Origin of the sequence: Pseudonocardia halophobica (assembly GCF_027922425.1) — a bacterium.
Taxonomy (GTDB): Bacteria; Actinomycetota; Actinomycetes; order Mycobacteriales; family Pseudonocardiaceae; genus Pseudonocardia; species Pseudonocardia halophobica.
Genome location: NZ_BSFQ01000179.1, coordinates 1 through 832 on the forward strand (window position 1 = coordinate 1; position 832 = coordinate 832).

An 832-nucleotide genomic window follows, 5' to 3' on the forward strand; every position below is an offset into this window, starting at 1 on the left:
GGATCACCCAGGATCCGCGCATCCAGGTGCATCTGCACACCATGGTGGAGGGCCTGGAGGGTGAGGGTGGCCGCCTCGATGCCGTCGTCGTGACGGACACGGTGACCGGTGAGCAGCAGCGCCTGCTCGCGCGCGACCTCATGGTGTTCATCGGGGGCCAGCCCAGCACGTCGTGGTTGCCGGACTCGGTCGCCCTGGACTCCGGTGGCTACGTGCTGACCGGGCCGGACGCGCGCCGGCCGGCGCAGAGGGGAAGGTCCGGCGGGCCCGACCCGCTGCTGCTCGAGACCAGCCTGCCCGGAGTCTTCGCAGCCGGCGACGTGCGCAGCGGCTCGGTGAAGCGGGTCGCCTCGGCGGCGGGGGAGGGCGCGATGGCGGTTCGCATGGTGCACGAGCACCTCGCCAAGGCCCGGTGACCGACGAGCCCCGACCTGAGGCCGTCGGCGGCCGGGTCAGCCGGAGGACCCGAGCGCGGCGACCGCCGCGTCGATCCGCCGGGCGAGCTCGACGTCCATGTCCGTCACCCGGTCGAGCGAATGCGTCCAGACCTCGAAGGTGATCGCGTCCTGTCGTTGCTCGACGCGCGCGTGGTGGGTCATGTCGCGCTCGGCGCGGGCGACGGCGTCGCGGAGCGGCCGGTGGCGCTCGGGCGGGAGGACGACGGTTCGTCGCAGCCGGTGTTCGTCGCCCTCCCAGCCCTCCAGGGCAGCGAGCGCGCGGTCGATCTCCTCCTGCTCGAGCAGTCTGGGGGTCAGCGTGGTCGGCACCCCGGAACCGCGCGGCGGAACCCCTTGGTCGAGCGGTGAGATCAGCTCCTCACCGTCCGGCAGCC

2 protein-coding genes are annotated in these 832 nt (G+C 73.4%); one reads left to right on the forward strand and one right to left on the reverse strand.

Features of this window, described 5'->3' with window-relative positions:
• The coding region (locus PKE99_RS37995; RefSeq protein ID WP_271215093.1) for an NAD(P)/FAD-dependent oxidoreductase at nucleotides 1–416 on the forward strand (416 nt) is incomplete at its 5' end.
• 36 nt (nucleotides 417–452) lie between these two features.
• On the opposite strand, the gene PKE99_RS38000 is transcribed toward PKE99_RS37995, so the two are convergent.
• A partial coding sequence (locus PKE99_RS38000) for a 4a-hydroxytetrahydrobiopterin dehydratase (protein ID WP_271215094.1) occupies nucleotides 453–832 on the reverse strand: 380 nt, incomplete at its 5' end.